Here is a 25,490-nt window from a genome sequence, read left to right as displayed (position 1 = left end):
CGCTCACCGCACCGGGAGGCATCGCCATGGCGAAAATCACCGACATGCGGGTCATCGACCTGCGCTTTCCCACCTCGCACGCGCTCGACGGCTCGGACGCGATGAATCCCGACCCGGATTACTCGGCCGCCTATGTCATCCTGGAGACCGATGAGCCCACGCTGAAGGGGCACGGGCTCACCTTCACCATCGGGCGCGGCAACGACATCTGCTGCATGGCGATCCTCGCCATGCGCCATCTGGTGGTCGGCACCGATCTCGACGCGGTGCGCGCCGCGCCGGGCAAGTTCTGGCGGCACCTCACCAGCGACAGCCAGCTGCGCTGGATCGGCCCGGAAAAAGGCGCCATGCACCTCGCCACCGGCGCCGTGGTCAATGCGTTCTGGGACCTGCTCGCCAAGCAGGCCGGCAAGCCGGTCTGGCGTCTCGTCGCCGACCTGTCGCCCGAGGAAATCGCCGATATCGTCGACTACCGCTATTTGACCGACGTGCTCGACCGCGACGACGCGCTGGCCATCCTGCGCCAGGCGGAGGCCGGCAAGGCGGAACGCATCGCCATTCTCGAGCGCGAGGGCTATGCCTGCTACACCACCTCGGCCGGCTGGCTCGGCTATGACGACGCGAAACTCCGGCGCCTCTGCCACGAGGCGATCGATGCCGGCTTCAACCATGTGAAGATGAAGGTCGGGCGCGACCTCGAGGACGATATCCGCCGCCTCACCATCGCCCGCGAGGTGATCGGGCCGGACCGCTACCTGATGATCGACGCCAACCAGGTGTGGGAGGTCGGCCAGGCGATCGAGTGGGTGAAGCGGCTTTCCTTCGCCAACCCGTTCTTCATCGAGGAGCCGACCAGCCCCGACGACGTCGCCGGGCACCGCAAGATCCGCGAGGCGGTGGCGCCGGTGAAGGTGGCGACCGGCGAGATGTGCCAGAACCGCATCATGTTCAAGCAGTTCATCGCCGAGGGCGCCATCGACGTGGTGCAGATCGATAGCTGTCGCATGGGCGGGCTCAACGAGGTGCTGGCGGTGCTGCTGGTGGCGGCGAAATACGGCCTGCCGGTATGGCCGCATGCCGGCGGCGTCGGCCTGTGCGAATATGTGCAGCATCTGTCGATGATCGACTATGTCGCGGTGTCCGGCACCCGGGAAGGCCGGGTGATCGAATATGTCGACCATCTGCACGAACACTTCCTCGATCCCTGCGTGATCGAGAACGCCGCCTATATGCCGCCCCATCGGCCGGGCTTCTCGATCGAAATGAAGCCCGAAACGCTGAGGGCCTTCGCGCATGTGCCGGAGGCGCAGCCTTCCGCGGCCTGAGCGCGTCGACGGACCGTGGCACCGGTGAACCGACGGGCGGCGCTTCAGGCGCCGCCCGTCTTCGTTGAGCCCTCAGCCGGCCGGTTGCCGCGCGAGGATGGCGTCGAGCCCAGGCGTGGCCGGCGCGCCGGGACGCCCCATGATCCAGTCGCGGAACGCGCCGATGCGCCGCTCGATCTTCAGGCCGTGATTCTGCGCGATGTCGGCGATACGGTGATCGAGGAACGGATTGCGGAAACGGTCCAGCGTGATGCCGACATAGGCGCGGGCTTCCTCACCCATGCCGTGACTGGCAAATCCCGGCACCACTTCCCCGGCATAGAGGGCATCGAGCCGCGCCCGCACCTCGTCATCGGCGAGGATTTCCCGCACGGTCTCGCCCGCCGGGCGCCCCTCGCGCGCCCAGATATCGGCGAGCACGGTGTGGCCGAGATTGAGGATGTGCAGCTTCAGCCGCTCGAACGGCTCCAGATCGTCCGTCAGCACGACCGAGGGGTGGGAGAAGGGCAGCGTCAAGCCCGGCTGGCGCTCGATCGCCCATAGCGCATAGGGCTCGGCGACGGCGCCGACCGGCTCGATGGGCTCGGAGACGATGCGGTCGACCAGCGTGTTGGCGAAGATGACCGAACTCTCGATCCACGCCGCGAACGCGGCCGGGGCGCCGCTGGCATCCGCAAGCGTGCGCACCGCGCCGGCCAGCACCTCGCCATTCCGGTTGATCAGTTCGCAGGGCAGCACGATCAGCGGCGCGCCGCCGGCGACCCAGCGCTGGTGCAGCAGCGCCGTCAGCTTGCCCGGGAAGGAGACCGGCACGGCACCCGACAGCAGCGCCGGCGTCGCCTCCTCCGGCGCGACGCGATAGCCGGAATCGCCCATGTTGGAAATGACGAGCCCCGCCTCCCGCGCGAACAGCGCCGTGATCGCCGCCCAGTCCGCGCCCGCCGACAGGCCGCGATCGACCGAGCGGACCTGCACCTCGCGTTCGGACGGCGCGCCGTCCACGATGCCGCGAATGCGCACGGGGAAGCCTTCCGGGCGCCCGAAGGCGGTGACCCTTCCCGCGCGGTCCGCCGAACCGGAGGCCTGCACGATGGCGATGGGCCCGATAGGCTGGCCCGCCTCGCGCGCCTCGTGCACGAAGAGGTCGGCATGGGCCTGAAGGAAGCGGCTGGTGCCGAACTGGATGATGCGAAGGCTCACGCGGGACACACCTCATGCGGTGCCCGGCGGGAGGAGAGGCCATCGAGGCGCGCTCCCCGGGGCGCCTGCCCGGCGGGAAGCCGCCGCCTGTCCGATTTCCCAGCACGGGCAAGTTGTTGGAAGAAATCTCCTGAGACAGGTGTCCACGCTGGACGCGGGCTGTCAATCTGTTTTTAATGCAGAAAGAACAGGCATGATCCACCCGGATGATAGGCCGGCGCGGAGCGCGGGAAGCAGCATGAAGGGCAATGCCGTCTTCAAGAGCGGGTATAATCGCTGCCTGCGCCGGCTCGCCCATCTGCCGCCCGGCGCGCGCCTGCCCTCGGAGAATGAACTCGCCCTCGCGCTGGATATCAGCCGCACCACGATCCGCGCGGTGCTGGCGGCGCTGGAGGAGCGCGGCATTGTCGGGCGCGCGGGCGGGCAGCGTCATCTCGTCCGCGTTCCGACCGAGCCCGATCATTTTCCCGATGTGCAGACCCTCTCGGCCGGCGCGGCCTTCGAGCGGCGCTTCCTGGAGTGGATCCTGCAGGGCGATTTCCGCGCCGGCCAGTTGCTCAACGCGGCGGAACTGGCACGCCAGTTCGGCACCTCCACCACCACCATCCGCGAATGCCTCGCCCGCTTCCAGCATTTCGGCCTGCTCGAGCGCCGGCCGAACAGTTCCTGGCTGTTCAACGGCATCACGGTGGAATTCGTGCGGGAGATCTATGATGTGCGCGAAATGTTCGAACTGCGCGCCACCCGCAGCTTCATCGAGCGGCCCGACACGGCGCCGGAATGGCGCGAACTGGCGGTGATCGAACAGGAGCATCGCGCCATCCTCGCCCATCTGGATCGCGACTTCGCGCTGTTTCCCCAGGCCGACGAGCGGCTGCACCGCATCATCCACGAGGCTACCGGCAACCGCTTCATCATCGATTTCTACAATGTCGTGGCGACGCTGTTCCACTACACCTACCGGTGGAACCGCGAGGACGCCCGGCAGCGCAGCGCCACCGCGCTTACGGAGCATCTGGACTATATCGACGCGCTGCGCAGCCGTGACCCGCGCGCCATCGATGCACGCTGCCGCAAGCATCTGCGCACCGCCTGCGCCACGCTGATCGGCTCGATCGAAACCCGCGCCAACACCGCCGCCCCTCATGCCGCAATCCTGACGTGACCAAGGCCGCCGTCACCCGCAGCCTCGTCAGCCACCGGCCTCGTCACCCACCGGCCTCGTCACCGGCAGCCTCGTCACCAAGACCTTCGCCAGCATCGACGAATGCGCGCTCAAGATGTCCCTCACAACCGAGGGTGACCCGCACATCTCGCCGCTCACCCGCCGCGGGGCCGGACACGCGGCACGCCCCGCGTCAGAGGACGCGGCCGGCCCGCCCCGCCGTGGTCGGCGCCGTGGTGACATACTGGATGGCGCGACGGACCAGTTCGGGCAGGCTTGCGGCGCCCAGCTTCACCTTGAGCTGGGAGCAGGTATTGGCCACGGTCTTGTAGCTCACCCCCAGTTCCTCGGCGATCTGCCCGTAATCGCGCCCCTCGGCGAGCAGCGCCAGCGTCTGCAGCTCGCGCTGGGTGATCGCCGCCAGCGGCGTGTCCTTGCGCGCGCTGAGCATGGCGACCTGCGTCGCCAGATCCGGGCTGATATAGGGCTGGCCGCGCCGCACACGCTCGAAGGCCTCCAGCAGGGCGCCCGAGGACGTGTCCTTCAGCACATAGCCATCCGCACCCGCCTCCAGCGCCCGGCTGGCGATGACAGGATCGCCGTGCATGGAAAAAACCAGGATGGGCAGGCGGGCATTGTGCGTGCGCAGGCGGCGCACCAGCTGGATGCCGCCGAGGCCGTTGCCCTGCAGCGCGAGGTCGACGATCACCACATCGGGCCGCTCGCGGCGGAACAGCCGATAGCCCGCCAGCACGGAGCTGGCCTCCAGCACCTTCTCGATTCCCGCATCCTCCAGCAGCCGACGGCAGCCTTGCAGCACGATCGGGTGGTCGTCGATCACGAGAACGCTGGTCATGGCGCGCGGGCCCCTTCTGGGAAAGTCTCGTCCGTTTCGCCGGCAGGAACCGGCACGAAGATGTCCACCCGTGTGCCGCACGGATCGACGGCGCCGATGCGCCAGTGGCCACCGAGAGCACCGATGCGCTCCTCGATGCCGATGAAGCCGAAGCCCGGCGTGCTCCCGGCTTCGACGCCCCTGCCGTCATCGGTGATGACCAGCCGGATCGCCCCCGTGCCGGCCTCCTCTCTCACCTCGACCGAGATATTGAGCGCCTGCCCGTGGCGCAGGGCATTGGTGACCGCTTCCTGGATGCAGCGGTAGATGGTGATGTCGACGCTGTCGCCATAGCGCTCGGCCACGCCCTCCATCGTGAGAGCGAAGCCGCGGTCGGGCGCGTGTCGCTCGAAATCGGCCAGAAGATCGGCCACGACATCCGACAGCGGCACATGGCCGAGCGCCATCGGCCGGATGCGCCGCAGCAGCCGGCGGTTGAGTTCCTGTACCCGATCCAGAATATCGGCCATGGCCGAGGTGCGCTCGGCAAGCTGGCGGGCGCGATCCAGCGGGCCCCGCGCCGCCAGTCGATCGATCGATTCCAGATTGGCCCGGAGACCAAACAGGCAAGGGCCCAGTTCATCGTGCAGTTCGGCGGCGATCTGCCGGCGTTCGTCGTCCTGCACCCGGATCAGCCGCTCGTTCAGCCGCGCATTGTCGTCGCGCGCCGCCTTCAGCGCGCCGCCCAGCGCATTGAAGCGGGCGGCGATCAGCGCCAGTTCGCGCACGGCGGGTATCGGCAGCCGGTGCTCGAAGCGGCCCGTCTCCAGTTCGCGCAGGCCGGCGGAGAGCGTCTGCAGCGGCAGCAGCAGCCGCCCGAGCGCCAGAAAGAGCGCCGCGAGGATGGCGATGTTCACCACGAAAGCCAGCACGGCGAGGTCGGACATGTCCGACCACACCTCGGCGACCTCATCCGCCGCCTCGCCCCGCACCCGCACCGAACCGATGGTCACGCCGTTCTCGATGACCGGAATGATCCGCTCGGGCCGGCTGACGCTGACCAGCGCGCCGAACCAGCCCGGAACCTCGCTGACCGCGTGGGCGCCCTCCTCCGTCGCCGCGGCCGGGATATCCAGCACCGCGCCGTTCTGGTCGACGATGGAAATCCGCACATGACGCAACCCGCTGATGTGCAGCGGCAATTGCCGGAGCGAGGCCGATCCGCCGACGCTGCCGGCAAGGCGGTCGACCGTCTCCTGCACGAAGCGCTCGGCGACGGTGAGCGAGGACAGAATCTCCGCCTCGGTCGCCCGGCGGGCATTCACCACGATGACGGATATGGCCGCGAGCGCCGCCAGGAGGTTGATGGTGATCACCGCCGCCATCACCTGCCGCCGCAGCGGCTGGCGCTGCCAGAAGCCGAACGAGCGCGATGCCCGGACTCCATCGGGGAGAAAGGGGATCATGGGCGCACCGGCACCGGCGCGTCGCCCGGCGCCGCCTCATCACCCGTCTCATCACTGGCCTCATCGCCCGCCCCCTCCGGCCGCCCGTTCTCACGCGAGAGACGGGCGAGCGCGTCCGCGCGGGTGAGCCCCTGCTTGCGCAGGTTGTCATAGTGCTGGCACAGGTCGCTGAAGCCGCTGCGCGAGCCCTTGTCCGCGAGACGGGCGAAATCGGCCACCAGTTCATGCGCCGGCTCGTCGATGCCGCGCTCGCGCAGCATGGTCTCCAGCTGCGCGGCGCGGTTGGCGATCATGCGCGCGCTTTCGCCGAAGCGTTGATCGGCATCCCGCAACACCTCATTCCAGCGGCCGACGGCGGGCGCCGTCGGCGCGACGTCGCGGCCCGCCTCGCGGCTCGCCAGCCAGAGAGCGGGGTCGGTCGGGTCGGTCGGCGACAGCCAGTCCTTGCGGGCGATCATGTCCGCCGCCGGCGCCGCCACCCGCTCACGCGTCTCCGGCTCGCTCTCGCCCGGGCATCCCGCGAGCAGGAAGGCGAGCGCGAACGCCGTGATGGCGCGGGCGACGAATGGTGGAGCGTTTCCCATCAATACTTATAAACTTCTTATTCATGAAAGAGGTTCGTTCATCTTTACGTTGCCAGTTCGCGCCGGGCGAAACCATGCCTGCCGCTTCCGCGCGCCACCCCACACGCGGCCTGCCGAACCAAGACCCTGAAAATAAACCATTTCCTATGCGTCACGGCAAGGCTCACGTGGAGGAATCGGGTCTTATCCCTTTCGGCAGGGAATAGTTCCCGGTCAAATTGTCCAACTTGCCTACAGACACCAAATTCGGTTGAGAGAAAGAATACTCAGGAAGGCGCGTCAATAATTAGAATATCCTAAGAGTTCTCCTCCGCTTTCAGAACATTTCGAACAAACGCGCCATCGTGTCGGTCCGGACGAGAACACAACAATGACGTTCGCGGCGTCCCGGCTTCGGCCGGGAGGGATGCAGGACGACCTGGGATTTGGAAACGCGAGGGAAGACCACATGAGCCGAATTTACTCTTCGGTGTCCGCGCTCACCGTCGCCGCCGCCCTGGCGGCCGCGGTCAGCCTCGGCGCGCCGGCGCCGGCGGCTGCGAATGACAAGCTCGACGAGCTGTCCAAGAGCACCGACAACTGGCCGATGACCGGCAAGAACTACAGCGCCAACAATTTCAGCGAAGCCAACCAGATCACCAAGCAGAACGTCAAGCAGCTGAAGGCCTCCTGGTCGTTCTCGACCGGCGTCCTCAGCGGGCATGAAGGCACGCCCCTGGTGGTCGACGGGGTCATGTACATCCACACCCCGTTCCCGAACACGACCTTCGCGGTCTCCCTCGACGAGCCCGGCAAGATCCTGTGGCAGCACAAGCCCAAGCAGAATCCGACCGCCCGCGCCGTGGCCTGCTGCGACGTCGTCAATCGCGGCCTCGCCTACTGGCCGGGCAATGACAAGGTCGGCCCGCTCATCATCAAGACCCAGCTCGACGGCAACGTGGTGGCACTCAACGCCAAGACCGGCGAGGAATACTGGAAGCTCGAAAACTCCGACATCAAGGTCGGTTCCACGCTCACCATCGCCCCCTATGTGGTGAAGGACAGCGTGCTGATCGGCTCCTCGGGCGCGGAACTGGGCGTGCGCGGCTATGTCACCGCCTACGACATCCCGACCGGCACCCAGAAGTGGCGCGCCTATGCCACCGGCCCGGACAATGAAGTCCGCCTCGCCGACGACTTCAACAGCGCCAACCCGCATTACGGCCAGAAGGGCCTCGGCCAGGCGACGTGGGAAGGCGAGGCGTGGAAGATCGGCGGCGGCACCAACTGGGGCTGGTATGCCTACGACCCCGGCACCAACCTGTTCTATTACGGCTCCGGCAACCCGGCGCCGTGGAACGAGACCATGCGCCCGGGCGACAACAAGTGGACCATGACCATCTGGGGCCGCGACATCGACAGCGGCATGGCCAAGTTCGGCTACCAGAAGACCCCGCATGACGAATGGGACTATGCCGGCGTCAACGTCATGATGCTTTCCGAGCAGCAGGACAAGACGGGCAAGAGCCGCAAGCTGCTCACCCATCCCGACCGCAACGGCATCGTCTACACGCTCGACCGCACCAATGGCGATCTGGTCTCCGCCGACAAGATCGACGACACGGTCAACTGGGTGAAGCAGGTCGACCTCAAGACCGGCCTGCCGCAGCGCGACCCGGAATATGCCACCCGCATGGACCACAAGGGCCGCGACATCTGCCCCTCGGCCATGGGCTACCACAACCAGGGCCACGACAGCTACGACCCCGAGCGCAAGTCCTTCTTCATGGGCATCAACCATATCTGCATGGATTGGGAGCCCTTCATGCTGCCCTACCGGGCGGGCCAGTTCTTCGTCGGCGCGACGCTGAGCATGTATCCCGGCCCCAAGGGCGACCGGCAGAAATATGAGGGCCTGGGCCAGGTGAAGGCCTATGATGCCATCAACAACAAGTACAAGTGGGAAGTGATGGAGCGCTTCGCGGCCTGGGGCGGCACGCTCGCCACCGCTGGCGGCGTGGTGTTCTACGGAACGCTGGACGGCTTCATCAAGGCGCGCGACAGCGATACCGGCGAACTGCTGTGGAAGTTCAAGCTGCCGTCCGGCGTGATCGGCCACCCCATGACCTATACGCATAACGGCACGCAGTATGTCGCCATCTATTACGGCGTCGGCGGCTGGCCGGGCGTGGGCCTGGTGTTCGACCTCAACGACCCGACGGCGGGCCTCGGCTCGGTGGGCGCCTTCAAGCAGCTGCAGCACTACACCCAGATGGGCGGCGGCGTGATGGTGTTCTCGCTCGACGGCAAGGGTCCCTATGACGACCCGAATGTCGGCGAATATTCCACGCAGATCCTCCGCACCGGCGGCTGATCGCACCCCGGCGGCCGCCCGACCCGCTTCACCGGCCGGGCGGCCGCCTCTCTCCGATCCTCGTTCCTGACACCCCCGGCGCCACGGGCGAAGCCCGCTCGCGCGTCAACCGCCCTCGCGGAGGAAATGTCATGCCCAAATGTCAATCCGTCAGCCGGCTCACCATCGCGGCTGGCCTCAGCACGGCCGTCGCCCTCGCCGCCCTCCTGCTGCCCATGGCGGCGCATGCCGCGACGGTGGAGGCAGACAAGCCCGCCGCCAGCAACCCCGGCGAACTGCGCATCTGCTCATCCACCGTCGAGGCGCCGTTTTCCGCCGCCGATTCCTCCGGCTTCGAGGACCGCATCGCCGTCGTGCTGGCGCGGACCATGGGCCGCAAGCCGGTCTTCGTGCGGACCCAGCAGCCCGGCATCTACCTGGTGCGCGATGAACTCGACAAGAATCATTGCGACCTCGTGATGGGCGTGGATGTCAGCGACGAGCGCGTACTGGCCTCCAAGCCCTATTACCGCACCGGCTACGTGCTGGTGACCAAGGCCGACCGCAACATCACCGCCAGCGACTGGCAGGACGGGCAGATCAAGGATCAGGCCCGTTTCGCGGTGCGCTTCTACTCGCCGGCGGAAACCATCCTCAAGCGCATCGGCCGGTTCGAGGACAACGCCGCCTACATGTATTCGCTGGTCAACTTCAAATCGCGCCGCAACCAGTGGGTCCAGGTGCCCGGCGACCGGCTGGTCACGGAAGTCGCGAACGGGGAAGCGGATGTCGCCATCGCCTTCGCGCCGGAAGTCGCGCGCTATGTGAAGGCCTCCTCGACGCCGCTGCGCATGACCCTGATCAGCACCGATATCGACCGGCCGAACGCCGCGCCGATCCCGATGCACTACGATCAGGCGGTCGGAGTGCGCAAGAACGACCCCGCTCTGCGCGCCGAGATCGACGCGGCACTCGAAAAGGCCCGCCCGCAGATCGAGGCGATCCTGACCGAGGAAGGCATCCCGCTGCTGGACCCGAACACCTGACGCGGCGTCCGCCCCGCGATGCGAAAGAATCGATGAAAAAGACAACCCTGATCAAGACCGCCACCGTGCTCGTGACGATCGGCAGCCTCGCCCTCGGCGCCCGCGCCGCGATCATGCTCACCAACACGATCACCGGCCAGCCGCTGGACCTCGCGGAGGCGCCGGAAGAGGGACGCGACACCGAGGCGGTGAAGACGTTCCTGCAGACGGGCGTCAACATCTACAACGAGAAGCCCGTCTGCCTGCCGAAGGCGCATGAGCTGTTCCTCTCCATGTGCTCGGGCTGCCATGGCCATTATGGCGAGGGCAAGATCGGCCCGGGCCTCAACGACGCCTACTGGACCTACCCCAAGAACGAGACCGATCAGGGTCTGTTCGAGACCATATTCGGCGGCGCCAACGGCCAGATGGGCCCGATGTACGGCGCGCTGAACATGAACGAGATGCTGCTCGTCATGTCGTGGATCCGCCACCTCTACAAGGATGACCCGAAGGGCGCCGTGTGGCTGACCAGCGAGCAGCGCAGCACATTCAAGCCGTTCGATGAGCACGCCAACCCTATCGAACCATCCGACGCGCTGCCCGCGCAGTGCGGCGGCACGGCGGACTGAACCGCCGGCACACAGAACTGATGGAAACGACGAGGAGAACGACCATGAGAGCGACCAAAGGGACGACCAAAGGGACTACAACGCGCACGAACACCCGACTTGTCGACCAGGGCCTTAAGTTCAGCTGCCTCATCGCCGGCACCGCGGCGTTCGGGCTCGCCATGGTGGTGGGCGCGGCCGCCTATGACGGCACCAACTGCAAGGCGCCGGGCAATTGCTGGGAGCCCAAGCCCGGCTATCCCGCGCAGGTCGCCGGCTCGAAATACGATCCCAAGCATGACCCGCGCGAGCTGAACAAGCAGCAGGAATCGATCAAGGGCATGGAGGCGCGCAACGCCCAGCGCGTTGACTATTTCCAGAAGACCGGAAAGTTCGTCTACGACGTCAGCAAGATTCCGAGCGCGAACTAGAGCCTTTTCAGCGAGACCCGGTTCGCCGAGTGCGCTCCCTGAGCGCGCCCCCCCGAGCGCGAACCGGTACTCGTCTCGCTCGAAGACGCGCCAGGCGCCAACCATCCTTCCCTGCGCCCGGAAATGCCGCGAGGCGTTTCCGGGCGCAGTTCACCGAGATTGCTTCCAGCCGAGCGGCAGCGGCTTTCGAGAACCCACCTGCGGACGGACGCGCCTTTCTCCTGTCCGTCCACGATCCTCCGGGCCTTGTCCGGGCGTGGGCAACTGGCGCGGTCGGCGTTTCGCGAGATTTCGCGGGCGCCGACCGCGCCATCTTTTCGGGGACGCCGAGCGCCGTTGCGTGCGCCCCATGGCTGAGGAACCAGCGTCATGCGTCTCGTTCGCGAGCCGGATTCCATCCTGTCGGACTGGCGCGCCCGCGCGCTGCGCGTCGAGAGCGAAATCGGCAAGGTCGTGCTGGGGCAGGAGCGCGTCATCCGGCTGCTGACCATTGCCACCTTCGCGCGCGGCCATGTGCTGCTGGAGGGCGATGTCGGTGTCGGCAAGACGACGCTGCTGCGCGCCCTGGCCCGCGCCATTGGCGGCGCCTTCGAGCGGATCGAGGGCACGATCGACCTGATGCCGGCCGACCTGATCTATCACGCCCATCTCGGCGAGGACGGCAAGCCGCGCATCGATCCCGGCCCGCTGCTGAAGCAGGGGGAGGATCTGTCCGTCTTCTTCTTCAACGAGATCAATCGCGCGCGGCCGCAGGTCCATTCGCTGCTGCTGCGGCTGATGGCCGAGCGCTCGCTGTCCGCCTTCAACCGCGAATACCGCTTCCCCCATGTGCAGGTCTTCGCCGACCGCAACCGCGTGGAGCGCGAAGAAACCTTCGAGCTGCCGGCCGCCGCGCGCGACCGCTTCCTGATGGAACTGCAGGTCGCCATGCCGACGGACGATACCGCACGGCGCAGCCTGGTATTCGATCCGCGCTTCCATAATGTCGATACGCTGCTCGGCGAGGTGCAGACCGGGATTCTGGAACCGGAGGCGCTGGAGACGGTGGCGCGCGTCATCCAGATCGGCGTCACCACCAGTCCGGCGCTGGAAGCCTATGTGATGGCGCTGTGGCAGGCGGTGCGCGAGCCGCACGCGCACGGCATCGATGTCGACAATGTCGACATGGCGCGCCTCGTCCAGGGCGGCGCCAGCCCGCGCGGCATGAGCTACCTCATGCGCGCGGCCCGCGTGCGCGCGTGGATCGAGAACCGCGACATGGTCGTGCCGGAGGATGTGCGCGCCGTGTTCCCGGAAGTGATGGCGCATCGCATCTTCATCGATCCGGTCTATGAGATGCGCCGCGACCGGCTGGTTGGCGACCTCATCGCCGGCGTCTTCGCGCGGGTTCCCGCGCCATGAGCGAAGCGCCCGGCACGCATCGCCCGCAAGCACCCGTTCACACGCCCCTTCACGCCCCCCTGGCCTATCGCCTGCGCTGGCGCCCGGAGGGGGTGTTTCCCGGCGCCCATCCCGGACATGGCGAGGGCATGGAGGGCGAATTTCGCCGCCTCGTGCCGCTGCTGCGCCAGCCCGACCCGCGCCGGCTCGACCTGCGGGCCTCGCTGCGCGATCCGTTCGGCGACCTGCATGTGCGGCAGTTCGCGCCGCGCCGTGCGGTGGCGGTGGCGGCGCTGGTGGATGTGTCGGGATCGATGCGCTTCGGCGAGGCGGTGCGCGGGCGCGTTGCCGATCTCTGCGGCCTGCTCGCCCTCTCGGCGGTGCGCTCGGGCGACAGTTTCGCGCTGTTCTCGTGCGACGCGCATCTGCGCGAGGAGGCCAGCCTGCCGCTGGCCCGCCGCCGCGGGCTGGAGGAAGAGGTGCGCCAGCGGCTGATGGCCGTGCGGCCGCAGGGGCGCGGCACGGCCGGGCTGATGGAAGCCACCGAGCGCCTGCCGGCGCGGCGCTCGCTGGTTTTCCTCGTCTCCGATTTCCTGATGCCGCTGGATGAACTCGATCGGCTGCTCGATGCGCTATGGCGGCACGACGTCATCCCGGTGCGGGTCGCCGACAGCGCGCTGGAAGACGCCCTGCCGCGCTGGGGGCTGATCGAGATCGCCGATCTGGAAAGCGGCGCCTCCCGCCTCGTCTTCATGCGGCCGGGCCTGCGCGAGCGCTGGCAGATGCGGGCGCGCGAGCACCGCGCCGCGCTGGCGCACAGCTTCGCCCGGCGCGGCCTGCGCGATTTCGAGCTGCATGACCGCCTCGACCACGAGGCGCTCGCCCGCCGGCTGCTGGAGGGTTGAGTGAGAGCGCCCCCTCGTCTCCCCGCCGGCCTGCTGCTCCTGCTCGCGCCGCTGTTTGCGGGTGCCGCCGCTCAGGCGCAGGTCCGCGCGGTCGATCTCTATGCGCCGCGCCCGTTCGGCTACACGATCGGCGACACGATCGAGCTCAGCGCCGAGATCGCGCTCGACGCGCCGTTCCGGCTCGATCCCGCCTCGCTGCCGCGCCCGCGCGCGCTGAGCTACTGGCTGGACCTGAGGGATGTGCGGCTGGACGACCGGGGCGTGGCGGACGGCGTGCAGCGCTACACGCTTCACCTCGCCTACCAGACCTTCTACGCGCCGCTGGAGCCCAAGCGGCTCGACCTGCCCGCCCTGCCACTGACCGCCGCCGATGGCGGGCGCCGGATCGAGCTGTCGGTGCCGTCCTGGTCGTTCCTCATGTCGCCGCTGCGCGAGATCGTCGCCTCGGCCGGCGGCACGACGATGGCGCTGCGCCCCGACATGGCGCCGCCCCGGATCGCCACCGCCGGCACGCTGCGCCATCTGGGGGTCGCGCTCATAGGCGCGCTGCTCGCCCTGCTGCTGCTGGCGTGGCACCTGGGATGGGGGCCGCTCGGCCGGCGGCGCACGCGTCCCTTCGCCCGCGCGGCGCGGGCGGTCACGGCCGAGCTTGCCCCCTCCACCTCGTCCCCGCCAGCCTATGGCCGCGCGCTCGTTGCCCTGCACCGCGCCTTCGACGCGACGGCGGGCGCCGGGGTGTTCGCCGAGGACCTGCCGGGCTTCTTCGCCGCCCATCCCGCCTTTGCGCCCGTGGAGGGCGAGGTGCGCCGGCTGTTCGCCGCCTCGCGCCGGCTGTTCTTCGGCGAAGACCCGGCGGCGGCGGCGCGCGAACTGGCGCCAGAGGACGTCCTCGCCCTCGCCCGACGCCTGCGCGCGGTGGAACGGGGCAGCGCATGAACGCGGCGGCGGGAATGGCGGCAAGCCTGACGCGCGACTGGGGCGTGGACCAGCCGCTGCTGCTGCTGCTGCTCGCCCTCGCGCTTCTGCCCTGGGCGGCAACGCCCTTCGTGCGACGCGGTATCGCCTCGATCCGTTTGGTGCCGGACGACGTGCTGTCGCGGCTGCTCGGCCTCGGCCTGCGGCTCGCCGGCAGCATTGCCATCGCGGCGATCGCGCTTGGGCTGGCCGGGCTTCACCAGCGCGAGCAGGCCATCACCCGGCAGGGCACGGGGGCCCATCTCGTCCTGCTGCTCGACCGTTCCTCCAGCATGGATAACAGCTTCGCCGACCGGGCGCCGAGCGGCGACCAGGAGGCGAAATCAGTGGTTGCCAAGCGGCTTCTGGTCGATTTCATCGGGCGGCGCCCGCGCGATCGCATCGGCGTCGCGGCCTTCTCGACCTCGCCCATGCCGATCCTGCCGCTGACGGACCACCATGACGTGGTGCGTGCCGCCATCAATGCCATCGACCGGCCGGGCCTCGCCTTTACCGATGTCGGGCGCGGCCTCGCGCTGGCGCTCGACTCGTTCGCGGACGACGCCAATGAGAGTTCGCGCGCCATCCTGCTGGTGTCCGACGGGGCGGCACTGATCGACCGGCGCGTGCAGGAGGCGCTGCGCGACGCCGTCATCCGTACGCCGGTGCATCTCTACTGGCTGTTCCTGCGCTCGCGGGGATCGAAGGGCATTTTCGACACGCCCCCGCCCGGCGAGGACACGCCGCAGGCCAATCCCGAACGCCATCTGCATCTGTTCCTTCAAAGCCTCGGAGTGCCCTATCAGGCGTTCGAAGCGACCAGCCCGCAGGCGGTGGAGCGCGCCATCGCCGAGATCGACCGGCAGGAGACGCGCCCCATCGCCTATGTCGAGCGGGTGCCGCGCCGCGATTTCGCCCACACGGCCTTTGCCGTGGCGGCTGTCGCCATCGCCGTGCTGCTGGCCGCCAAGCTCGGCGAGCGGGCGCTGACGCGGGTCACGCCGCACGGGCAGGCGGGTGGCGGGCAGGCAAATGGCGGGCAGGCCGGTGCCGGGCGCACGGGCGCCACGCCGGTGCGGAGGGCGGCATGAGAACGGAACGGCTCCTTCTCCTCGCGCTCCTGCTGCTGCTTGTCGCCAGTCTCGGAGCGGCCGGCTGGTTCGGGCTGCGCCTCGTGCAGGACCGGCTCGCCAATGCCGACATCGCGGCGCTGGCGAGCGGGCGCGACATTCCGGTCGATGCCGACGCGCGGCCCGCGCTGCTGCTCGCGCGGCTCAGCTTCCTCGCTACCCGCGACCGTTTCGAGGAGGCCCAGCCGCTCGTCAACCGCATCATGGCGACCGGGGACACGCCCATCGTGGCAACCGCCCTCTACGACCTCGCCAATGCGCGGCTGCGGGCGGCGCTCTCGCATCTGGAAATCAACGAGATCGATCCCGCCGTGCCGCTGGTCCGCCTCGCCAAGGAAGGCTATCGCCGCGCGCTGGGACTCGATCCCGGCCTGTGGGACGCGAAATACAATCTCGACATCGCCATGCGGCTGGTGCGCGATTTCCCGCAGATCGAGACCTCGGGCGAGGACCTGCCTCCCGAGGCGGCCAAGCGGCTATGGACCGACCTGCCCGGCGTGCCGCAGGGCCTGCCGTGATGCGCGCGCCTCCCGGCACCTTGCGCGACTGGCGGTTCTGGCTGCTCGGCACGGCCTTGCTCGCGCTCGTCGCCGCACTGTTCCTGCCCCGCCTCACCCTGACGCGCGAGGCGCGCGACCTGCTCGTGGTGATCGATGTCACCGGCAGCATGAATGTGCGCGACTATGAGGTCGACGGCGCGCCCACCGCGCGTCTGGCGGTGGCCAAGCGGGCGGCGCGCGATCTCCTCGCCGCGCTTCCCTGCCAATCGCGCCTGGGTCTGGGCATCTTCACCGAGCGGCGCAGCTTCCTGCTCTTCGAGCCGGCCGAGGTCTGCGAGAATTATGCGGCGATCGACGGTGCTCTGGAGGGGCTCGACTGGCGCATGGCGTGGGAGGGCGACAGCCATGTCGCGCGCGGGGTCCACGCGGCGCTGGCCATCGCCGCCAGCCTTCCCGCCGACCTGGTATTCCTGACCGACGGGCAGGAGGCCCCGCCGCTTGCCGGGGGCGCGCTGCCCGCCTTCGAGGGCGAGCCGGGCAAGGTGGCCGGGGTCATCGTGGGGGTCGGCTCGCCCAACCCCTCCCCGATTCCGAAATTCGACGCGGATGGCCGCGAGACCGGCTTCTATGCCGAGCAGGACGTGCCGCAGGAAGACCGCTCCGGCCCCCCGCCCGCCGATGCGCCGTCGCGGGCCGGCTGGAACCCGCGCAATGCGCCGTGGGGCGGCGAGGCGGCAACCGGCACCGAGCATCTGAGCACCCTGCGCGAAGGCCACCTGGGCAACCTCGCGGCGCAGACCGGGCTCGGCTTCGCGGTACTGCGCGATGCCGGCGCGCTGGTGGCCGTGGTGGACACGAACACACGGGTTCGCCCGGTGGCGTTGCGCGTCGATATCGCCGCGATCCCGGCGGCGCTGGCGCTCCTCTGCCTCACCCTCCTGTTCACGGCGGGCGCGCTGGTCGGCCGCCGGCCCGAGCGACTTCCCGCCTGATGCCAAGGAAACCGACATGCTGCATCGACTTGCCCGCACCGTCTCTCTCGCCGTCTCCCTCGGCCTTGTCGCAGCCGGGCTCGCGCCCCTTGCCGCGCATGGCCCGACGCCGCAGCGGGCCGAGGAGACGATAATGATCGCGGCATCCCCGGATCAGGTATGGAAGCTGGTGGGCGATTTCGGTTCCATCGGCGAGTGGAACCCGCTGGTGAAAAAGGTGACGCTCACCGGCGGCAGCACGGCCGGCGCCGAGCGCGTGCTCACGCTGGCCAAGGGAGAGATCACCGAGGGGCTCGACGAGGTGGATGCACCGGCGCGCAGGGTCTCCTACCGCCTGCTGAAGGAGAATACTGAAGCGATCCCGGTCAGCTTCTACACCGCCACCATCGAGGTAACGCCGGCCGGCACGGGCAGCGCCGTGCGCTGGGATGCCCGCTTCTACCGCGCCGATACCACGAACGAGCCGCCCGAGGAACTGAACGACGACGCCGCCATCGCCGCCATGACGGACTTCATCCGGCAGGGGCTGGAGGGGCTGAAGGCGAAGGCAACCGTGAAATGAGCCGGCGGGCGCGGCGCCCCGCCGGATGGCCGCGGGCGGCAATCCTCGCGCTCATCGTCACCCTGCCGGTGCCGGCCGCGCCGGGGCAGGCCGGGCCGCAAGTCGTGCCGCAAGTCGTGCCGCAAGCCGGGCCGATAGTCGCCGTGGTCTCGCAGCAGGCGGGCGTCGTTACGCTGATCGACGCCGATGCGGCGGTGGTCGTCGCGGAAATCGCCGTGCCGCGCGTGCCCGCCGGCATCGCGGCGTCAGCGGATGGGCGCACGCTCTATGTGACGCATCCCGACCCCGGCCTCGTCTCGCGCATCGACGTGGCCGGGCGACGGCTGGAGGCGAGCTTCCGCGTCGGGCGCGAACCCTTCGCCATTGCCGTCATCGAGGAGGGCCGTGCGCTCCTCGTCACCGACTGGGCGGGGAACGCGCTCATCCGCGTGGACGCGGCCACGGGGCGCGAGACCGGCCGGGCGGCAACCGGCCGTTCCCCGGCCGGCCTCGTGGTGGACGCGGCAGCCGGGCGCGCCTATGTCGCCGACCGTGAAAGCCAGCAGGTCAGCGTCATCGACATCGCCGCGATGACCCGGACCGCGACGATCGCGACCGGCCGCGCCCCCTTCGCGCTGGCACTGTCGCCGGGCGGCGAGCGGCTCTATGTCGCCAATGTGCAGAGCGGCGACCTCTCGGTGATCGACACGGCGACGCACGTGGAAACCGCCCGCGTCAAGGTGGGGCTGATGCCCTATGGCGTGGCGGCGACGCCCGACCGTCGCGCCATTCTCGTCGCCAACCAGCAGGGCGGCACCGTGGCGATCATTGACGCAGCCTCCGACCGCGTGATCGCGCGGACCCGCCTCGGCGACTATCCCGAAGGCATCGTGGCGCTGGATTCCCGGCGAGCGGCGATGGCCAGCTGGGCGGGCGACGCGGTGGTCATCCTCGATATCGCCGGCGCGCGCGGAACGGACCATATTGCCGTGGGCGCGGGGCCGCGCAGCCTCGTTGTGCTGCCCGCGCCGGAAGACGACGGGCCGGCCGCCGAGGGTGTGCGGCCCTGAGAGACAAGCCGGGAAAACCGGGGGGAGAGCATGAGGATACTGGGCATCATCGCGCTGGCCGCCGCATCGCTGGCCCTGCTGGGAGCGGCGCCGGCCGCGCAGGCGGGCGAGGACGCGGTGGCGCGCGGCGGCTATCTCGTCAACGCCGTGATGATCTGCGGCCGTTGCCACACCATTCCGGGACCTTCCGCCAAGCCCTTTGCCGGCGGGCGGATGATCGAGACGCCGGCCTACACGGTTCAGGGCTCCAACATCACGCCCGACAAGGCAACCGGCATCGGCGCCTGGAGCGATGAGGCGATCGGGCGCGCCATCACCCATGGCCTGCGGCCCGATGGCACCCGCATGTCGGCCTCCATGCCCTATGGCTTCTATGCCGGGCTCACGCCTGCGGATCTCGCGGCAATCATCGCCTATCTGCGCGCGCTGCCGCCGGTGAGCCATGCCGTCGCCGCGCCTCGCTATGCCGTGCCGCCGGCACCCGCCGCCGCCATGCCCCAGGCAAGTGGAACTCAAGCGAGCGGGTCCGCGGACGATGCGCGGATCGAGCCGGGCCGCTATCTCGGCACGCTGGCGCGCTGCCTCAGCTGCCATTCCACACCCGGCGCCGATGGCGAGCCCGATCTCACCACCGGGCTGGGGCGCGGCGGGGCACGCTTCGAGGGGCCATGGGGTGTGGTCGTCGCGCCCGACATCACGCCGCGCGCGCTGGCCGGCTGGAGTGACGACGCGATCCGCCGCGCGCTGGTGGAGGGAATCACGCCGGACGGTCGCAAGCTGGCGGCGCCCATGCAGGCCAAGGCCTATGCGCAGCTGGTGCCGGGCGATGTCGACGCCCTCATCGCCTGGCTGCGCAGCCTGCCCGCCGAAAACTGAGCCGGGCCGCCCTGCTGCCCGGCGCCTTCGCCGGTGCGTGACGCCTCAGTGCGGGGAGCCTGGCGCGAGGCTGCCCTTGTCATGCGTCGCGAAGCGATCGACCATGGCGGTGCTGGCCTCGTTGAGGCCGACCACCTCGACATGCGCGCCGGCCTTGCGAAATTTCAGCACGGCCTTGTCCAGGGCACCGACGGACGTGATGTCCCAGAAATGCGCGTCGGTCAGGTCAATCACCACCTCACGGACCGGCCGGTCGAAATCGAAGCCGCGCAGGAGTACGTCCGACGAGGCGAAGAAGATCTGGCCATTGACGACATAGGTCACGCGGCCGCTGGCCTCATCGACATGCTCGCTGACGGCGACCAGCTGCGAGACCTTGCCCGCGAAGAACACGCCCGACAGCAGCACGCCCACCAGCACGCCGATGGCGAGGTCATGCGTCGTCACCACGGTGATCACGGTCGCCAGCATCACGACGGTGGACGAGCGCGGATTGGTGCGCATGTCGAGGATCGAGCGCCAGGAGAAGGTGCCGATCGACACCATGATCATGACCGCGACCAGCGCCGCCATCGGGATGATGCGCACGAGGTCGTCCAGCACAAGGATGAGGAAGAGCAGGAAGCCGCCGGCGACGAAGGTGGACAGCCGCCCGCGCCCACCGGACGTCACGTTGATGACCGACTGGCCGATCATCGCGCAGCCGCCCATGCCGCCGATCAGCGCCGAGGCGATGTTGCTGGTGCCCTGGCCCAGGCATTCCTGGCTCTTGTCGCTCGTCGTGTCGGTCATATCGTCGACGATCTGCGCGGTGAGCAGCGATTCCAGCAGGCCGACCGCGGCCAGCGTCAGCGAATAGGGCAGGATGATCTGCAGGGTTTCCAGGTTGAGAGGCACGTCCGGCAGGGTGAAGACCGGCAGACCCGAGGGCAGATCGCCGAGATCGCCCACCGTGCGCAGGTCCATGCCGCTCCACCACGCGAACAGCGTGAGCGCGGCGATGGCGACCAGTGGCGAGGGAATCGTCTTGGTCACGCGCGGGAACAGGTAGATGACGGCCAGCCCCGCCGCGATCATTGGGTAGGTCTCGACAGGCACGCCGATGAGTTCGGGCAGCTGCGCCATGAAGATGAGAATGGCGAGCGCGTTGACGAAGCCGGTGATGACCGAGCGCGAGACGAAGCGCATCACCCGACCGAGCCGCAGGAATCCGGCGAGGATCTGGATGAGGCCCATCAGGATGGTGGCGGCGAACAGATATTGCAGCCCGTGGTCGCGCACGAGGGAGACCATGACCACGGCGGTGGCCGCCGTGGCGGCCGAGATCATGCCCGGCCGGCCGCCGACAATGGCGGAGACGCAGGCAATGGCGAAGGAGGCGAACAGCCCCACTTTGGGATCGACGCCGGCGATCACCGAGAAGCCGATGGCCTCGGGGATCAGCGCGAGGGCGACGACAATTCCGGCGAGCACGTCGGCACGGATAGTGCTGGTCCAGTCGCGGAAATAGCGGGAGGTCGAAAGGGACATGGATGTCATGAGAGGATTCTTCGCAAAGAGCGGGCGTCCGCGAACGAGGCGGCGGCGCCGGTGCTGACTATGCGTGATCCGGCGGATTGGCGGCCGGAAGAGCCACCCGGGATTTCACCGGGTCCTGACGAATATCCCGGACCTAAAACAAATTCACCGCCGGCGCAACGCCGCTCTCCCATGGCCCTGTCACGGCGAGCCGCCGGGGCCGGCCTCAGCGAAGAATCGGCGGCAGGTTGCGGGCCATGAAATCGACAAAGGCCGCCAGCCGGACCGGAAAGCCGCGCGCGCCGGGCCAGACCGCGGAAACGGCCCGCTGATTGGCCGTCTGGTCGGCCAACAGATGGCGCAGCGCTCCGCTGGCAATATGCTCGTCGGCCCAGAAGCTGGGCAGGCAGCCGATGCCGAAGCCGTTCAGCGTCGCCGACAGCAACACCGCATAATGATCGGCCACCAGCCGATTGGCGAGGCCGGCATTGACATGCGCATGCTCCGGGCCGAGCGGCCAGTTGTCGATCCGGTGGCTCGACACATTGCGATTGCGAAGACAATCATGGCTGAGGAGATCGCCGATCGTCTCCGGCGTGCCACGCTGTTCGAGATAGCCGGGAGAAGCGACAAGCCGGAGGCTGAACGTGCCGAGCCGGCGGGTCAGCAGGCGCGAATCCTGCAGCGGGCCAATCCGCAAGACAACGTCGAACCCCTCCTCCACAAGATCGACGAGGCGGTTCGTGTAACTGACTTCAAGTTCTATCTGGGGAAATTTCGCCATGAACTGCAGAAAGACGCACGTCCATCCCTCGCTGGCCACCGGGGCGCTGACGCGCAACTTTCCGCTGGGCTGTTCCTGGGCCGTTGAAAGATCTGATTCCGCCACCGCGAGTTCGGCCAGGATGTTCTGGCAGTGAGCCAGGAAGACCGCGCCTTCCGGCGTCAGCCCGATGCTGCGGTTATTGCGATGAAACAGCCGCACGCCAAGCCGCTCTTCCAGCCTGACGATGGCCTTGCCTATGGCCGAGGCCGAGACGCCCAGCACGCGCCCCGCCGCCGAATAGCTGCCCGAATCGTTCACCTGAACGAAGACCGAGATACCGTCGAACTTGTTCATGCGGAATTTTTGTCCGTATCATCCGGAAGGATGCCCCGTTTCGCAGGGAGCGCGAATTAATGTATCTTTTCCATTATGCCTTTAAGCCAAGAATTTAAACTGATAAATTCATAATATCAGACCCCAGGGAACCTCCAAGGCTTATTCAGAAGACGTCGTTCCTGGAATTTTGAAATGAATCAGATTCGGGTTGCTGGCAAAGCACACGACCTCGATTGTCCAATCGTCCCGGCGCCTGCGGACTTGTTCAATTCGCAGCCGGCCCCCGGCGCGACATTTGGCGTGAAACTGGCCGTGGGTGTTGCCTGTCGGGCCGTGCCGCGCAGCGTGCCGGAATGATCGTGCCTGCGAAGGACGGGAAAGCCGCGCGGCCGGCCTTGATGGCGGGCGCGGGGCGGCGGCGCGGGATCGGCTTTCTGGCCGGCGCGGTGGCGGGCGCGGGCGTGCTGTTCCTCGCCGATTTCTGGCTCCCCCTGCCCGGGCCGATCGCGGCGCTGTATCTGTGCGTGGTGTTCCTGGTCGCGCTCTCCGGTCGCCACGCCCTCGTGCTCCCCGCCGGTGTCGCCTGCATGGCGCTGGCGATCCTCGCCTTTCTCCTGTCGCCGGTGACAGAAGCCAGCCCCGATGCGGTCGCGCAACTCGTCCTGGGTGTGCTGGTCATCGCCGGGGCGACCGGCTTCGCCTTCCACCTGGGCCGCCAGCAGGAGCCGATGCTGGAACAGGCCCGCATCCTGGAACTGGCCCACGACACGGTCATCGTGTGCGACGCCGAGGATCGCATCGCCTATTGGAGCGAAGGAGCCGAAAAGCTCTATGGCTGGCCTCGCCAACAGGCGCTGGGCGCCGCGTGCGACCAGCTGCTGCGCACCGAATATTCATCCATGGAAGCCTCCGACGCGCGCGCCGAGACCGGCATGTGGGCCGGCGAGATCACGCGGCATCGGCAGGATGGCAGCCGCATCGTGCTGGCCAGCCGCCGGCTGGTTCGCCGAAACCGCCTCGGGCGCCGGATCGGCACCATCGAGACCAGTTCCGACCTGACGGCGGAGCGCAACGCGGACGAGAAGCGGCGCATTTCGGAAGAGCGCTACGAAGCGATCTTCAATGCGTCGCCGGTATCGATCTGGGAGTCCGACTGGTCCCGCGTGCTCGCTCACTTCCAGGCGCATGGCGTGACGCCGCACTCGCTTCGGGCCACCCGGGACCAGTTGTCGATCGTCCGCAACCTGGGCTCCACGCGTATCGCCAACAAGGCGACGGTGGAGCTTTTCGGCACCGGTAGCCCCACCTCCATGACGGGCAAGACCTTCGTTTCCTTCTACATGCCGTCGACCGAGCCCGCGCTGGCCGAGATTTTCGCCACCTTCCTCGAAGGCGGCCAGATGCGCGAGGTGGAAACGCAGTTCCGCACCACGGCCGGCAACATTATCGACGTGCTGTGGCGCGCCACGCTGCTGCCGGGCGAGACGCCATGGGCACGCGTGCTCATCACCGCGGTCGACGTCACCGATCGCAACAAGGCGCGCGCTGAACTCGAAAAGGCGTCCACCGACCTCGCCCATGCCGCGCGCATTTCGACGCTCGGCCAGCTTTCCGCCTCCATCGCCCATGAGGTCAGCCAGCCGCTGGCGGCCATCAAGACCTATGCGGATTCGGCGAAGCGGTGGCTCAGCGGCCCCCGCCCCGACATGGGTGAGGTCGCTCTCTGCCTGGACGGCGTCATTTCCAACACCACCCGCGCGGCCGAGACGCTGGCACGCGTCAGGTCGATGGCGCGCAACGAGGCGCCGGTGCCGGAATCCTTCGATCTGGCCGGATTGATCGCGGAATCGGTCCGGCTGATCCAGCGCGAGGCCAATGCGCATGGCGCCTATATACGCGAGCTGATCGAGCCGGGCCTGCCCATGGCCTTCGCCAACCGCGTGCAGATCCAGCAGGTCACGGTCAACCTGATGCTCAATGCCGTTCAGGCGATGGACAAGGTCGAGGGCCGTGCCCGGGAAGTCGTCGTTTCCTGCCGAACCGATCAGGCGCAGATGATGGTGGTGGACGTTCGCGACAATGGCAGCGGCATCGCGCTGGACAATCCCAACGGCATATTCCAGCCGTTCCACACCACCAAGGCCAGCGGCCTGGGCATGGGGCTGGCCATATGCCGCTCCATCGTCGAAGCGCATGGCGGATCGATCCGGGCCGAGAACAATATCGGCCACGGCGCCACGGTCTCCTTCACCGTTCCCTCGCAGGTGCGCGCCGCCGATATCGCGCAACGTCTCCCGCCGGGCGACCTGACGGCCGCGGACCCGCGCCGGGCGACGCAGGACGCCGTCAACCTCGCCGACCTGCAATCTGCCGATCCATTCGGGTCGAGGCAGGTCCGCCACTAGAGCATTTTCGCGCGAAGCGGATGCCGGTTCGCGCGAAAATGCTCTAGTGGCGGATTGCCGCGGCCCGGCACGAGGCGACGTGACAGCCGACAGGGAAAACGGTTTTCATGCTGAGAATGACCAATGCCGCGGGAATATCGGGGCGCTCGCAGTTTTTCCGGACCCGCGACGGCGTCACGCTGCACTATCTCGCGGCGGGCGAGGGCCGGCCGGTGATCCTCATCCCCGGCTGGTCGCAGACCGCGCTCGAGTGGACGTTCCAGATCGCTCATCTCGCCGCCACGCATCACGTGCTCGCGGTGGACATGCGCGGCCACGGGCTCAGCGACAAGCCTCGGCATGGCTACCGCATCGCCCGGCTGGCGGCCGATCTGGACGAGTTGATCCGAGGCCACGGCCTGCGGGACGTGACCCTTGTGGGGCACTCCATGGGCGCCTCGGTGATCTGGTGCTATCTGGAGCTTTATGGCGAGGCGAATATCGATCGCCTGGTCTTCGTCGATCAGGCCGCCGCCATCGTCGCCTCGCCGGGCTGGACCGAGGCCGAGCGGCTGGATGCCGGGTCGATCCTGTCAGCCTCGGAGGCCACGGATCTGGTCGAGCGGCTGGCGCAGGATGACGGCCCGCTCACCGCCGCCTTCGTCACCGGCATGTTCAGCGAGACCTATCCCTCCGCGGAGATGGCGTGGATTCTGGAACAGAATGCCCTGTTCCCCCGCCCTCTCGCCGCCCGGCTGCTACACGATCACGCCTTCAAGGACTGGCGCGACGTCATCGCCCGCATCACGCGCCCCTGCCTGTGCGTGGGCGCGCGCCGCAGCATCGTCCCCTGGCAGGCCATGGTGGCGACCGGCCGATCCATCCGGGATGCGCGCACCGTCATCTTCGAGGTCGAGGAGGGAGGGTCACATTTCATGTTCATCGAGAACCCGGCCCGCTTCAACGCCCTTGTCAGCGCCTTTCTCGTCGACGCGCAGGAGGGATACCGGGAGGGGCACGAAGCGGTGGAGCTTTCGGCCCCATCCCCTCATCCGGCGCCGACTCCTTAGCCGCGCCGGTGCTCCCCAAGGGATCGCGGCAGGGATCGCGGCGCCGGAACGGGCCGATGCCGCGATCTCCGCGCCGCACGCCCGAGACAGCCCC

The 25,490-nt window shown here is 68.3% G+C and carries 23 protein-coding genes and 1 other annotated feature; of the genes, 17 read left to right on the top strand and 6 right to left on the bottom strand.

The genetic code is table 11. The features are described 5' to 3' along the window. The first annotated feature begins 26 nt into the window (after positions 1–26). Positions 27–1,325, top strand: coding sequence for an L-fuconate dehydratase (locus tag QOZ99_RS12135; RefSeq protein ID WP_306890241.1), 1,299 nt, complete (start codon positions 27–29; stop codon positions 1,323–1,325). Positions 1,326–1,397: 72 nt separating this feature from the next. Here QOZ99_RS12135 and QOZ99_RS12130 read toward each other — a convergent pair whose 3' ends face one another. After that, the gene (locus QOZ99_RS12130; protein WP_306890240.1) at positions 1,398–2,525 is read right to left on the bottom strand and encodes a mannitol dehydrogenase family protein; all 1,128 of its coding nucleotides are present in this window, start codon (positions 2,523–2,525) and stop codon (positions 1,398–1,400) included. Between the two features lie 238 nt (positions 2,526–2,763). Here QOZ99_RS12130 and QOZ99_RS12125 point away from each other — a divergent pair, with 238 nt between their 5' ends. After that, positions 2,764–3,690 carry a GntR family transcriptional regulator gene (locus QOZ99_RS12125; RefSeq protein WP_306890239.1) on the top strand — a complete coding sequence of 309 codons (927 nt, stop codon included), beginning with the start codon at positions 2,764–2,766 and terminating at the stop codon, positions 3,688–3,690. A gap of 193 nt (positions 3,691–3,883) precedes the next feature. Here QOZ99_RS12125 and QOZ99_RS12120 read toward each other — a convergent pair whose 3' ends face one another. From QOZ99_RS12120 to QOZ99_RS12110, 3 genes are read right to left on the bottom strand one after another with little or no spacing between them, the layout of a single operon-like run. Beyond that, on the bottom strand, positions 3,884–4,546 hold the full coding sequence (locus QOZ99_RS12120; RefSeq protein WP_183187766.1) for a response regulator transcription factor: 663 nt from the start codon (positions 4,544–4,546) through the stop codon (positions 3,884–3,886). Further along, on the bottom strand, positions 4,543–5,991 hold the full coding sequence (locus QOZ99_RS12115) for a histidine kinase (RefSeq protein WP_306890238.1): 1,449 nt from the start codon (positions 5,989–5,991) through the stop codon (positions 4,543–4,545). Before QOZ99_RS12115 ends, QOZ99_RS12120 begins: the two co-directional genes overlap by 4 nt. Further along, entirely contained in the window at positions 5,988–6,575 is a 588-nt protein-coding gene (locus QOZ99_RS12110; RefSeq protein WP_306890237.1) for a hypothetical protein, read from the bottom strand. Before QOZ99_RS12110 ends, QOZ99_RS12115 begins: the two co-directional genes overlap by 4 nt. Before the next feature lie 448 nt (positions 6,576–7,023). Here QOZ99_RS12110 and QOZ99_RS12105 point away from each other — a divergent pair, with 448 nt between their 5' ends. The 13 genes from QOZ99_RS12105 (at position 7,024) to QOZ99_RS12045 (ending at position 19,322) form a co-directional block, all read left to right on the top strand. Continuing rightward, on the top strand, positions 7,024–8,928 hold the full coding sequence (locus tag QOZ99_RS12105; protein WP_183187763.1) for a methanol/ethanol family PQQ-dependent dehydrogenase: 1,905 nt from the start codon (positions 7,024–7,026) through the stop codon (positions 8,926–8,928). A 131-nt stretch (positions 8,929–9,059) separates the two neighbouring features. Next, on the top strand, positions 9,060–9,953 hold the full coding sequence (moxJ, locus tag QOZ99_RS12100; protein ID WP_306890236.1) for a methanol oxidation system protein MoxJ: 894 nt from the start codon (positions 9,060–9,062) through the stop codon (positions 9,951–9,953). 32 nt (positions 9,954–9,985) lie between these two features. Beyond that, complete coding sequence (moxG, locus tag QOZ99_RS12095) at positions 9,986–10,564, top strand: cytochrome c(L), periplasmic (protein WP_306890235.1); 579 nt, start codon at positions 9,986–9,988, stop codon at positions 10,562–10,564. A gap of 44 nt (positions 10,565–10,608) precedes the next feature. Further along, the gene (locus QOZ99_RS12090) at positions 10,609–10,974 is read left to right on the top strand and encodes a methanol dehydrogenase [cytochrome c] subunit (protein WP_306890234.1); all 366 of its coding nucleotides are present in this window, start codon (positions 10,609–10,611) and stop codon (positions 10,972–10,974) included. Between the two features lie 369 nt (positions 10,975–11,343). Next, on the top strand, positions 11,344–12,375 hold the full coding sequence (locus tag QOZ99_RS12085; RefSeq protein WP_306890233.1) for an AAA family ATPase: 1,032 nt from the start codon (positions 11,344–11,346) through the stop codon (positions 12,373–12,375). Further along, entirely contained in the window at positions 12,372–13,259 is an 888-nt protein-coding gene (locus QOZ99_RS12080; protein ID WP_306890232.1) for a DUF58 domain-containing protein, read from the top strand. Before QOZ99_RS12085 ends, QOZ99_RS12080 begins: the two co-directional genes overlap by 4 nt. Further along, complete coding sequence (locus QOZ99_RS12075; protein WP_306890231.1) at positions 13,260–14,195, top strand: nonribosomal peptide synthetase MxaA; 936 nt, start codon at positions 13,260–13,262, stop codon at positions 14,193–14,195. Next, complete coding sequence (locus QOZ99_RS12070; RefSeq protein ID WP_306890230.1) at positions 14,192–15,304, top strand: vWA domain-containing protein; 1,113 nt, start codon at positions 14,192–14,194, stop codon at positions 15,302–15,304. Before QOZ99_RS12075 ends, QOZ99_RS12070 begins: the two co-directional genes overlap by 4 nt. Further along, positions 15,301–15,861, top strand: a complete 561-nt coding sequence (locus QOZ99_RS12065; protein ID WP_306890229.1) for a hypothetical protein — start codon at positions 15,301–15,303, stop codon at positions 15,859–15,861. Before QOZ99_RS12070 ends, QOZ99_RS12065 begins: the two co-directional genes overlap by 4 nt. Next, on the top strand, positions 15,861–16,835 hold the full coding sequence (locus QOZ99_RS12060) for a vWA domain-containing protein (RefSeq protein ID WP_306890228.1): 975 nt from the start codon (positions 15,861–15,863) through the stop codon (positions 16,833–16,835). Before QOZ99_RS12065 ends, QOZ99_RS12060 begins: the two co-directional genes overlap by 1 nt. Before the next feature lie 16 nt (positions 16,836–16,851). Continuing rightward, complete coding sequence (locus QOZ99_RS12055) at positions 16,852–17,397, top strand: SRPBCC family protein (protein WP_306890227.1); 546 nt, start codon at positions 16,852–16,854, stop codon at positions 17,395–17,397. Next, positions 17,394–18,446 carry a YncE family protein gene (locus tag QOZ99_RS12050; protein WP_306890226.1) on the top strand — a complete coding sequence of 351 codons (1,053 nt, stop codon included), beginning with the start codon at positions 17,394–17,396 and terminating at the stop codon, positions 18,444–18,446. The genes QOZ99_RS12055 and QOZ99_RS12050 overlap by 4 nt, the downstream gene beginning before the upstream one ends. Before the next feature lie 30 nt (positions 18,447–18,476). Beyond that, on the top strand, positions 18,477–19,322 hold the full coding sequence (locus tag QOZ99_RS12045) for a c-type cytochrome (RefSeq protein WP_306890225.1): 846 nt from the start codon (positions 18,477–18,479) through the stop codon (positions 19,320–19,322). Between the two features lie 45 nt (positions 19,323–19,367). On the opposite strand, the gene QOZ99_RS12040 is transcribed toward QOZ99_RS12045, so the two are convergent. Together QOZ99_RS12040 and QOZ99_RS12035 are read right to left on the bottom strand one after the other, a co-directional pair. After that, entirely contained in the window at positions 19,368–20,852 is a 1,485-nt protein-coding gene (locus tag QOZ99_RS12040) for a SulP family inorganic anion transporter (protein ID WP_370876847.1), read from the bottom strand. Positions 20,853–20,924: 72 nt separating this feature from the next. Continuing rightward, positions 20,925–20,980: a sequence feature (sul1 is cis-regulatory element that is thought to sense ions involved in sulfur or methionine metabolism; They are found in Alphaproteobacteria), on the bottom strand. Between the two features lie 86 nt (positions 20,981–21,066). After that, the gene (locus QOZ99_RS12035; protein WP_306890223.1) at positions 21,067–21,960 is read right to left on the bottom strand and encodes a LysR family transcriptional regulator; all 894 of its coding nucleotides are present in this window, start codon (positions 21,958–21,960) and stop codon (positions 21,067–21,069) included. 341 nt (positions 21,961–22,301) lie between these two features. Here QOZ99_RS12035 and QOZ99_RS12030 point away from each other — a divergent pair, with 341 nt between their 5' ends. Together QOZ99_RS12030 and QOZ99_RS12025 are read left to right on the top strand one after the other, a co-directional pair. Continuing rightward, positions 22,302–24,347, top strand: coding sequence for a PAS domain-containing sensor histidine kinase (locus QOZ99_RS12030; protein ID WP_306890222.1), 2,046 nt, complete (start codon positions 22,302–22,304; stop codon positions 24,345–24,347). 107 nt (positions 24,348–24,454) lie between these two features. Continuing rightward, entirely contained in the window at positions 24,455–25,396 is a 942-nt protein-coding gene (locus QOZ99_RS12025; RefSeq protein WP_306890221.1) for an alpha/beta fold hydrolase, read from the top strand. Positions 25,397–25,490 lie beyond the last annotated feature (94 nt).

Origin of the sequence: Ancylobacter amanitiformis, assembly GCF_030814815.1 — a bacterium.
GTDB lineage: Bacteria > Pseudomonadota > Alphaproteobacteria > Rhizobiales > Xanthobacteraceae > Ancylobacter > Ancylobacter amanitiformis.
This window is presented reverse-complemented; position numbering and strand designations above follow the sequence as displayed.

Coding starts and splice junctions, on each gene's coding strand:
- QOZ99_RS12115 (WP_306890238.1), bottom strand. CDS start 5,991: ATGATCCCCTTTCTCCCCGATGGAGTCCGGGCATCGCGCTCGTTCGGC.
- QOZ99_RS12110 (WP_306890237.1), bottom strand. CDS start 6,575: ATGGGAAACGCTCCACCATTCGTCGCCCGCGCCATCACGGCGTTCGCG.
- QOZ99_RS12055 (WP_306890227.1), top strand. CDS start 16,852: ATGCTGCATCGACTTGCCCGCACCGTCTCTCTCGCCGTCTCCCTCGGC.
- QOZ99_RS12065 (WP_306890229.1), top strand. CDS start 15,301: ATGAGAACGGAACGGCTCCTTCTCCTCGCGCTCCTGCTGCTGCTTGTC.
- QOZ99_RS12060 (WP_306890228.1), top strand. CDS start 15,861: ATGCGCGCGCCTCCCGGCACCTTGCGCGACTGGCGGTTCTGGCTGCTC.
- QOZ99_RS12035 (WP_306890223.1), bottom strand. CDS start 21,960: ATGAACAAGTTCGACGGTATCTCGGTCTTCGTTCAGGTGAACGATTCG.
- moxJ (WP_306890236.1), top strand. CDS start 9,060: ATGCCCAAATGTCAATCCGTCAGCCGGCTCACCATCGCGGCTGGCCTC.
- QOZ99_RS12040 (WP_370876847.1), bottom strand. CDS start 20,852: ATGTCCCTTTCGACCTCCCGCTATTTCCGCGACTGGACCAGCACTATC.
- moxG (WP_306890235.1), top strand. CDS start 9,986: ATGAAAAAGACAACCCTGATCAAGACCGCCACCGTGCTCGTGACGATC.
- QOZ99_RS12025 (WP_306890221.1), top strand. CDS start 24,455: ATGCTGAGAATGACCAATGCCGCGGGAATATCGGGGCGCTCGCAGTTT.
- QOZ99_RS12070 (WP_306890230.1), top strand. CDS start 14,192: ATGAACGCGGCGGCGGGAATGGCGGCAAGCCTGACGCGCGACTGGGGC.
- QOZ99_RS12080 (WP_306890232.1), top strand. CDS start 12,372: ATGAGCGAAGCGCCCGGCACGCATCGCCCGCAAGCACCCGTTCACACG.
- QOZ99_RS12050 (WP_306890226.1), top strand. CDS start 17,394: ATGAGCCGGCGGGCGCGGCGCCCCGCCGGATGGCCGCGGGCGGCAATC.
- QOZ99_RS12090 (WP_306890234.1), top strand. CDS start 10,609: ATGAGAGCGACCAAAGGGACGACCAAAGGGACTACAACGCGCACGAAC.
- QOZ99_RS12045 (WP_306890225.1), top strand. CDS start 18,477: ATGAGGATACTGGGCATCATCGCGCTGGCCGCCGCATCGCTGGCCCTG.
- QOZ99_RS12105 (WP_183187763.1), top strand. CDS start 7,024: ATGAGCCGAATTTACTCTTCGGTGTCCGCGCTCACCGTCGCCGCCGCC.
- QOZ99_RS12135 (WP_306890241.1), top strand. CDS start 27: ATGGCGAAAATCACCGACATGCGGGTCATCGACCTGCGCTTTCCCACC.
- QOZ99_RS12125 (WP_306890239.1), top strand. CDS start 2,764: ATGAAGGGCAATGCCGTCTTCAAGAGCGGGTATAATCGCTGCCTGCGC.
- QOZ99_RS12085 (WP_306890233.1), top strand. CDS start 11,344: ATGCGTCTCGTTCGCGAGCCGGATTCCATCCTGTCGGACTGGCGCGCC.
- QOZ99_RS12120 (WP_183187766.1), bottom strand. CDS start 4,546: ATGACCAGCGTTCTCGTGATCGACGACCACCCGATCGTGCTGCAAGGC.